Consider the following 7,972-nt stretch of genomic DNA (forward strand, 5'->3'; position numbering starts at 1 on the left):
GTCCTGGCGCCGGCTGCTGCAGCGCGTGCCCGCCGAGCACCGGACGCGCTCCGCCGGGGCCACCGGGACCTCCGGGGTGCGGGCGCTGCTGGACCGCGCCCTGGCCGGGCGGACCCGGCTGCGGAGGGCGGTTCTGCTGCGGCATGCCCTGGTGCGGGGTGGGCGGGTGGCCGTGCCTCGGGCCCTGCGGTTGGCCGGGTGGCTGTCCCTGGCGCGGTCCCGGCTGCTGTCCGTGCCGGGGTGGCCCCTGGTTCGGCCCGTTCTGCGGCCCGGGGTTCTGCTGCGGCCCTTGATTCTGCTGTTGGCTGGGGTTCTGCGGCGGTCGCTGCTGGTGTGGCGGCTGCTGCGGTGGCCCCGGCGGACGCTGGGGGTTGCGGGGCTGGGAGTCCGGCTTCTCTGGCTCGTTCATCGTGCACCTCCCCCGGTCGGCGCCGACGCGTAGACCGCCGGTGCGTGCTGTCCGTCCAATTGTGTCAGCCGTGCGCCGCACCGCGCAGCCATGTCCAGTACCGAGGAGCAGGCCTGCTCCACGCGGTCGGGCGGGGCCGCGACGCGGATCAGGCAGCGCAGGTCCGCGCCCGCCAGCGTCGGGTCGAGCAGCAGGGCCACGCTGACCATCGGTGCGGGCAGTTCGGCAAGGGCGGCCAGCAGTTCCACGCCGCGGACCGGGTCAGGCCAGGAGCGGACCCAGAAGGACCGGTGCGCCAGCCACGGCGAGTACCAGCCGTCCCACTCCTCGCGAATGCGCTCGGGGCCCCCGGGCCGGGCCAGGTCGCAGGAGCGGGCCAGCGCCTCGGTGACCTCGTCGGCGGTGAGGATGCGGGCGCCGTGGCCGCGCCGCTGGAGCACCCGCTCCACCCGGCGGGTGATCTCTGAGAGCACAGCGGGCACGTCCACCCGGCCCTCGGCGTTGTCGATCATGGACTCGGCTGCCGCGTGCGCGTCAAGGCGCACCGCGACCCAGGTGGTGTGCTCGCGCCTGCCCGGGCCGACGATCGGGCCGTTGTGCGCGACGACCTGGGTGACCACGCCCGCCTGCTCGGCCTCCGCGGCGATCTTGACGAGACTGGCGAGCGGGACCGGCGGCGTCGGGGTGCTGCCGTCGGAGGGGGCCACCTCGATGACGGTGAACCAGCCCGCGCCGTCGCTGCCCAGCCCGAGCTTGCGGTCATTGGGCCCGTCGACGTCGTCGACCACCAGGGTCGGGGCGAGTTCGCTGAGCGCGGCCAGTCGCGGGTCCTCGCGGACCTCGCCGGAGGCGCCCTTGCGACGGCGGAAGCGCATCCACAGCGCGATGCTCTCGGTCCACCAGCGCCCCTGCGACCTGCCGAAAATCAGCGCGAGCGCGATGAGGCCCAGCACGCACGAGGCGATGAGCGCCCACATGCCCTGGAACACCCCGAAGGCCAGTGCCAGCAGCACCACCTGGAGGGCGATCAGTCGGGCCAGGCCGAAACCTCCGAGGCGTCCCGGTTGCCTCCGGGGGCGAAACCACGCCCCCGAGCGACCACGCCGCCGCGTTGCCGTGCCCTTCGCCCGCAGGTCGGGCGGCGGAGACTGGCTCGTCATCACTCGCAGTTCCTTTCCACAGCCAACGGTATCCCTCGATTCACCGCGGGCCTGTGTCACCGGTCTCACGCATCCTTCCGGATGCGGCCGTCCGGGTCATGACCGACATCCAACCTTGAAGAAATTGTCTTTTCCTCATGTCTGCGGTTGGACGTGAATATCATTCACTCTCTCGGGTGGCGCGCGTGATGATCGTCTATCGTGCCCGTCCGGTTCTCAACCCCGCAGCAGTCCATTGAGGACGGAGAATTCGGATGCGCGCAGTGCTCCTGGCCCTGGTGACCGTGCTGGCGGCCGCGTTCTCGCCGGTTCCCGGCGCGCTGGCCTCGGCCGAGCCCGATCCGGTGGTGAACCGCCCGGTGTTCAACGACCCGTGGGGCGCGCCCGCCGCGCAGTACGCGAGCTTCACCCAGTTCGCCCGGCTCATCGACCGGGTGCCCGCGGGCGAGGAGATCGTGCTGTCCTGGTTCGGCTTCGACGTGCTCAAGCACGAGTCCGACCCGACCGCGCACCTGCTCGCCGCGCACGCGCGCGGGGTGAGCGTGAAGGTCGTCCTGGACCACGGACAGGCTGGCAACCGCGCGCACACCCAGCTCAAGGCCGCGCTCGGCACCGACGACGCCAAGCCCAGCTTCGTGGTGACGTGCAAGGACAAGTTCCCGAAGGGGCCGGACCGCGGGTGCATCGCCACGCGGGTCTCCAGCTGGAGCAACGGCTACAACCACACCAAGTTCGCCGCGTTCTCCAAGGTGCGGATGAACAACGGCGCGATCGTGCCCGACGTGGTGTTCACCGGCTCGTCCAACGTCGGTGACTGGGACGCCGTCGAGGCCTACAACGACATGTTCACCCTGGCCGATGCCAAGGCGCACAAGGCCTTCCGGACCTACTTCGCCGATCTTGTCCGCTACCGGCGCACCGCCGCCGGCGACAACGACTACTACACCGACACCGGCAGTGGCTCGCAGTTCCGGGCGTTCTTCTTCCCGCGCAAGGAACGCTCGGGCCAGCCGTACGCCGACCCCGCCACCGACACGGTCTACAACACCCTGCTCTCCGTCGACCCCAGCTGCCGCTACCAGGAGCCCGACGGCTCGTGGCACCAGACGGACCTGCGCGTGGTGATGCTCGCCTTCAACCGCGACCCCGTCGCCGCGAAGCTCGCCGAGCTCAGTCGCAAGGGCTGCTGGGTGGACGTCGTCTACGCGGGTGCCAGCAAGGAGGTGCTCGACGCCTTCAAGGGCACCAAGGCCCAGCTGACCAAGTGCGACTTCGACGGCACGCCCGGCAAGCGCGACCTCCAGGTGCACTCCAAGACGCTGCTCATCGACGGCAAGTACGACAAGGACATCACCCCGCGCGTCTACACCGGCAGCCACAACTACGCGTGGTCGGCGCTGCGGCAGGCCGACGAGATCCTGTTGCGCATCACCGGCCGCGCCGTGCACGACGAGTACCTGCGCAACTTCTGGAAGATCCGCGACACCTGCCGCGGCCGCGCCTGAGGCTCAGCCGTCGAGCCCGTCCGTCCTTGAACAGCTTTTCCAGGCGCTGCTTGGCTTCCGGCGTCAGGATCTCCCGCGCGTCCTCGCCGAGCGGGTTCAGCGCGTGCACGCGGACCTCCTTGTGCCGCGTGGGCGCGGGGCAGGTGAACACGGCGAGGACGCGCAGGGCACGGACCGCCTCCTCGCTGGTGATGAGCTTCAGCGCGGGGACGTGGCCGCTCATCGCCGCGAGGAAGGCTGCGCTGGCCCCGTCCACCAGGGGGTCGGCCGCGCGCACGCCTCGGTCGCCTGGACCAGTCCCACGAAGAGGTCGCATGGCGATCGTCTCGGCGAACGCGGTCACCTGGGTGCAGGGTGTCGGTGCGGAGTCAGAGTGCGCGGCGGGGACGGTGACCCCGGTTGCGTGAACGGCCTGGTCCGCCATCCAGTCCGCGATGTCCAGCCGGGCGAGATCCACACCCGCCTCCTGGCCAGGCATGGTGCCGCGCTTCGAGTCGGCAGTCTTCGCCCAGGTCGCTTCCGCTCTCGCGGCGGTTCCGCCATTCCGTCGGATTCTCGGCGAGAGCGACTCAGTCTGACCAGTCGCGCTGAGAAGCCGCAACCGCAGAAATGCCTTCGAGCTTCTGTGCGTTGGCTGTTGTGGCTTCCGTTCCCTGGTATGTCTGCTTCGGTGTAGAGGAGATCGGCGAATGCCGGAATGTGGGTCTGTTCGGGGCGTTGCGCTCACTTCATGCCGAGGGAGAGCGACACGGAACCGGACTTCGCGGCGTCCCGTTCACTGGTCACTTTGCCCCGGCGACTGACCTCAACCTGGTAGAAGCGGTGCTGGCCGGGGACGTTGGTGACCGCGAAGGAGAACGTGCAGGGCTGGGTGTAGGTGCTGGTCTCGCTGGAGTACGACGAACCGAGCTGGCCGATGGCGATCACCGCGCCCTGCGGGTCGTAGACCGTGACGCTCGCGCCTTCTCTGATATCGCTGTAACCGCCGGTTCCCGCGCAGCTGGTCCCCGACAACCGGGTGGAACCGCTCGCGGTGAGCGCCATCGTTCCTCGGAGCGTGAAGGTCTCCTCGGACTCGGCCGTTGTCGCGTTGGCCGAAACCGCCCAGACGGTTCCGACGAGCAGGGCTCCCGCAGCGAATCCGGCGATTCCGAAGAGCGCTCCGGAGCGGTTCCTTTTGGCTGGGGGATAAGGAAAAGAAGCCTGTCCGCTGCTGTGGTCGTACATGTGAGCCTCCGAGGTTCGCGCCGTCGAATTGGTGATCGACGGCGCGAATCCCGTTGTTAGCGGCTCTCCGAAGTGTTGCCCGGTCGAGCGTTCTTCGAATTGTTGCGGCGATGGTGCTGTGAACGTGGTGCTCAGGCGCCGAACTGCTGGAGCCAGGTGCGGGTGGCGTCGCGGTAGGCGTCGGCGTTGCGGTGCAGGCCGAGGGAGTGCCCGGCCTTGGGCAGCACGAAGAGGTCGAGCTTCGCCTTGGGGCCGTAGAAGGGGGCCTCCGCGGGGCGCAGCGTCTGCGCGGAGGAGCAGTCGCGCAGCGCGAACAGGCCGCAGAACAGGAGGTCCTTCTCGCCGACGGCCTGGAACACGGGCACGTCGATGCCGAGGGTGACGGGCAGGATGATGCCGAAGACGGCGACGGTTCCCATGCCGGGCACGGAAACCTGGTCCTTGGTGGCCTCGTCGGCGGCGATCGCCTTGGGGTCGGCGTTGTCGGAGTAGAACAGCGGTCCGCGCGCGCCGGGGCGGGTGGCGAACCACAACGGGTCGCTGCCCCTGTTGCCCAGCAACGGGTCCAGCAGGCTCGGGTGCAGGCCGAGCCCGGCTCCGACGCCGAGCACGGGCAGGGCGGGCAGGTGGGTGATGCCGGTGAGCCCGACGCCGTCGACGTCGCCCCGGTACTTGGCGGCGGTGTAGGCGACGATGCCGGAGCCCACGGAGTGGCCGATCATCACGACCTTGGCGAACGCGGTGCCGCCGACCTTGCCGGAGCGCAGGTGGCCGACGACCTCGTGCAGTGCCAACGCTTCCGCGTCGATCATCATCGGGATGCTCAGCGGTTTGCTGCTGCGCCCGGCGCCGAGGCGGTCGACGGCGAAGGTGGCGAGCCCGTGCTTGGCCATGTCGCGCTGGTAGGAGTACTTCTCCGGCTGGTACGGCAGATCCCAGTACGCGCGGTTGTAGGTGCCGCCGTGCACGAGCAGCTGCACGGTCTTCGGCGTCGCGCCGCCGGTGGGGGCGCAGTACTGGCCGCGCACGACAGCGGGCATTCCGGGGCTCAGCAAGGGAAGCAGGCCCGGCGCGGTGACCGGCAGCGTCACCTCGGAGCACGCGACACCGGCGGCGAAGGCCGGGGGCGCCGCGGCTCCCGCCATGAGCAGGCCGCACACGAGCAGTGAGGAGGTGAGTTTCGGCAGCAGTCGCACGAGGGACAACCTTCCAAGATCGCCTAAGCGCTGGGGAGAGGACAGTACCGTTCGTGATCGAGGAGTCACGTTCAGGTGATCCTCTGGACGGCGGTCATCGGCAGCTGGTTGGGCTGCATCGTGGCTTTCACCTTGGCGTACACGCGTTTTCCCGGTACCGGCACGAGTCGCCAGCGCGCGCCGATGGTCGCGGCGACCACGGCGATCTCGGTCTGCGCGAAGAAGTGGCCGGGGCAGAAGCGCGCGCCCGCGCCGAAGGGGATGTAGGCGCCCCTGGGCAGCCGCGCCGCGCGCTCGGGCTCCCAGCGGTCGGGGTCGAAGCGCTCGGGATCGGGGTAGAACTCCGGGTTCTGGTGCAGCGTGTGCTGGCTGACCGCGACCTCGGTGCCCTTCGGGATCGCGACGCCGCCGATCTCCACGTCCTCGCGGGTGCGGCGCATCAGGATCACCGGCGGGGTGCGGCGCAGGACCTCGCTGGCGATCCGCTGCGTGTACTCCAGCCTCGGCAGATCGGCGAAGGTGACGGGCCTGCCGCCGAGCACCTCGTCGAGCTCGGCGTGGAAGCGGCGCTCGATCTCCGGGTTCCGCGCGACCTCGTGGAAGAACCAGGCGAGCGCGACGGCGGTGGTCTCGGCGCCCGTGGTGAGGATCGTGATCACCTCGTCGTGCACCTGCTCGTCGGTCATCGACTCGCCGGTCTCGGGATCGCGCGCCAGCAGCAGCGTGGACAGCAGGTCGCCGTGGTCGGTCCCGTCGGCCCGCGCCGCCTCGATCGCGGCGGGGATCACCGCGCGCAGCCGCGCCGCGGCGGCGTCGAAGCGGCGGTTGGCCGGGATCGGCAGTTTTTCCACCAGGCGCGGGGAGAACGCCCGCACGAGCACGTTCTCCAGCATGATCGGGATGCTGCGGCGGATCTCCGCGAGCACGTCCGCGCCGAGCTCGGTGGAGAACAGCGTGCGGCCCGCGATGCCCAGCGCCAGGTCCTGCATCCGCTGGTCGACCTCGACGACCTGGCCGGGGTGCCAGCTGTCGGCGAGCTCGGTCGCCAGCGCGGTGATCGTGCTCTCGGTGTAGCCCTCGATCCTGGCGCGGCCGAAGGCGGGCAGCACCATGCGCCGCTGCCGCTGGTTGAACTCGCCGTTGGAGGTGGCCAGGCCGTCGCCGAAGAGCGGGCGCATCTTGTCGAAGACGATGCCCTTGTCGAACTTGTCCGCATCACCCACGAGCACCTGCCAGGCCAGCTCCGGCGTGGTGACCAGGTAGACCGGCAGCGGGCCGAGGAAGATCCGGACGATCTCGCCGTGCTCGCGCAGCGAGGCCAGGAAGCGGACCGGCCCGCGCAGCATGGGCACCGTGTGGCCGATGAGCGGTAATCGACCGGGAACGACCGGTGCCGTGTTCATGCGACCGCCTTCACAGATTGGGAGCAACCGGTCACACTAGGTAATACTCAGTCTCACTCGCGAGTAGATCCACACGATCGGATGTCGAGGTGTTCGTGCCGTGACCGGAAGCCTGAACTGGGTTCCACCCGAGGTCGACCCGACCGTGCCCAGCCCGGCGCGGGTCTACGACTACTGGCTCGGCGGCGGGCACAACTTCGCCGCCGACCGCGAGCTGGCCGAGAAGATCCTCTCGATCATGCCCGGTATCCGCGACGCCACCAGGCTCAACCGCGCCTTCCTCCGCCGCGCCGCGTTGTTCATGGTGGCCTCGGGAGTGCGGCAGTTCCTCGACATCGGCTCCGGCATCCCGACCGTGGGCAACCTGCACGAGATCGTCCAGGCCGTCGAGCCGGAGTGCCGCGTGGTGTACGTCGACCGCGACCCCGTCGCCGTCGCGCACTCGCGCCTGCTGCTGGAGAACAACGAGCGCACGGACGTGCTCCAGGCCGATCTCCGTGACGTGCAAGGGATTCTGGACTCCCCGGAGGTCCAGTCGCAGATCGACTTCGACCAGCCGGTCGGGCTGATGATGTTGCTGTTGCTGCACTTCGTGCCGGATTCCTGGGACCCCGTCGGCATCCTCGCCGGGTACCGCGAACGGCTCGCGCCCGGGAGCTACCTCGCGTTGTCGCACGTGGCGGGCGATTCCGGGGTGTCGCGGCTGGACGAGGCCGTCGAGGCGTACAAGTCCAGCCAGAACCTGCCCCACATCCGCGACTACGACGGTGTCGTCCGCTTCTTCGAGGGCTTCGAGCTGGTGGAGCCCGGCCTGGTCGGCTGCGCGCTGTGGCGGCCGGAGGGCGCGGGCGACGTCACCGACAACCCCGAGATCAACGCGCTGCCCTACGCCGGGGTCGGCCGCAAACCCTGACGCGGCGCGGGGTTCGTCCGCCAAAGCCTCGTTCGGTGCGCTCAACGCCCTGAACGACCCGTGTGGTGCGTTGGCGGCCCTGAACGACCCGTGTGGTGCGTTGGCGGCCCTGAACGGACCGTTCGGTGCGCTCAAGTACCTGAAGGGGTCGTTCAGGGC

Annotated in this window: 8 protein-coding genes; 3 read left to right on the forward strand and 5 right to left on the reverse strand. The window is 69.9% G+C overall.

What is annotated here, in order from left to right; all coding sequences use genetic code 11:
• Window positions 1–442: hypothetical protein (locus CCN37_RS40570; protein ID WP_168201055.1), on the forward strand; the 442-nt coding region annotated here is incomplete at its 5' end.
• On the opposite strand, the gene CCN37_RS37795 is transcribed toward CCN37_RS40570, so the two are convergent.
• Window positions 406–1,569 carry a type VII secretion protein EccE gene (locus CCN37_RS37795; protein WP_086830217.1) on the reverse strand — a complete coding sequence of 388 codons (1,164 nt, stop codon included), beginning with the start codon at window positions 1,567–1,569 and terminating at the stop codon, window positions 406–408. The genes CCN37_RS40570 and CCN37_RS37795 overlap by 37 nt on opposite strands.
• Before the next feature lie 254 nt (window positions 1,570–1,823).
• On the opposite strand from CCN37_RS37795, the gene CCN37_RS37800 reads away from it, so the two are divergent.
• Window positions 1,824–3,074 carry a phosphatidylserine/phosphatidylglycerophosphate/cardiolipin synthase family protein gene (locus tag CCN37_RS37800; RefSeq protein WP_086830209.1) on the forward strand — a complete coding sequence of 417 codons (1,251 nt, stop codon included), beginning with the start codon at window positions 1,824–1,826 and terminating at the stop codon, window positions 3,072–3,074.
• Here CCN37_RS37800 and CCN37_RS39495 read toward each other — a convergent pair.
• The 4 genes from CCN37_RS39495 to CCN37_RS37815 all read right to left on the reverse strand — a co-directional run bounded on the left by CCN37_RS39495 (window position 2,998) and on the right by CCN37_RS37815 (window position 6,900).
• Window positions 2,998–3,552, reverse strand: coding sequence for a hypothetical protein (locus CCN37_RS39495; RefSeq protein WP_168201056.1), 555 nt, complete (start codon window positions 3,550–3,552; stop codon window positions 2,998–3,000). The two genes, CCN37_RS37800 and CCN37_RS39495, sit on opposite strands and share 77 nt — an antisense overlap.
• Before the next feature lie 245 nt (window positions 3,553–3,797).
• On the reverse strand, window positions 3,798–4,301 hold the full coding sequence (locus tag CCN37_RS41235) for a hypothetical protein (RefSeq protein WP_210408399.1): 504 nt from the start codon (window positions 4,299–4,301) through the stop codon (window positions 3,798–3,800).
• Between the two features lie 131 nt (window positions 4,302–4,432).
• Window positions 4,433–5,497: an alpha/beta hydrolase gene (locus CCN37_RS37810; RefSeq protein ID WP_168201057.1), complete on the reverse strand. Its 1,065-nt coding sequence runs from the start codon at window positions 5,495–5,497 to the stop codon at window positions 4,433–4,435.
• A gap of 71 nt (window positions 5,498–5,568) precedes the next feature.
• On the reverse strand, window positions 5,569–6,900 hold the full coding sequence (locus tag CCN37_RS37815) for a cytochrome P450 (RefSeq protein WP_086830213.1): 1,332 nt from the start codon (window positions 6,898–6,900) through the stop codon (window positions 5,569–5,571).
• 100 nt (window positions 6,901–7,000) lie between these two features.
• On the opposite strand from CCN37_RS37815, the gene CCN37_RS37820 reads away from it, so the two are divergent.
• The gene (locus tag CCN37_RS37820) at window positions 7,001–7,813 is read left to right on the forward strand and encodes an SAM-dependent methyltransferase (protein WP_086830215.1); all 813 of its coding nucleotides are present in this window, start codon (window positions 7,001–7,003) and stop codon (window positions 7,811–7,813) included.
• The last annotated feature ends 159 nt before the right edge of the window (window positions 7,814–7,972 follow it).

The sequence above is a fragment of the Allokutzneria sp. NRRL B-24872 genome (assembly GCF_002155965.1).
Taxonomy (GTDB): Bacteria; Actinomycetota; Actinomycetes; order Mycobacteriales; family Pseudonocardiaceae; genus Allokutzneria.

Bases quoted from the DNA above. Each gene is read 5' to 3' on its own strand.
- CCN37_RS37795 (WP_086830217.1), bottom strand. From the start codon at position 1,569: ATGACGAGCCAGTCTCCGCCGCCCGACCTGCGGGCGAAGGGCACGGCA.
- CCN37_RS37800 (WP_086830209.1), top strand. From the start codon at position 1,824: ATGCGCGCAGTGCTCCTGGCCCTGGTGACCGTGCTGGCGGCCGCGTTC.
- CCN37_RS39495 (WP_168201056.1), bottom strand. From the start codon at position 3,552: ATGCCTGGCCAGGAGGCGGGTGTGGATCTCGCCCGGCTGGACATCGCG.
- CCN37_RS41235 (WP_210408399.1), bottom strand. From the start codon at position 4,301: ATGTACGACCACAGCAGCGGACAGGCTTCTTTTCCTTATCCCCCAGCC.
- CCN37_RS37815 (WP_086830213.1), bottom strand. From the start codon at position 6,900: ATGAACACGGCACCGGTCGTTCCCGGTCGATTACCGCTCATCGGCCAC.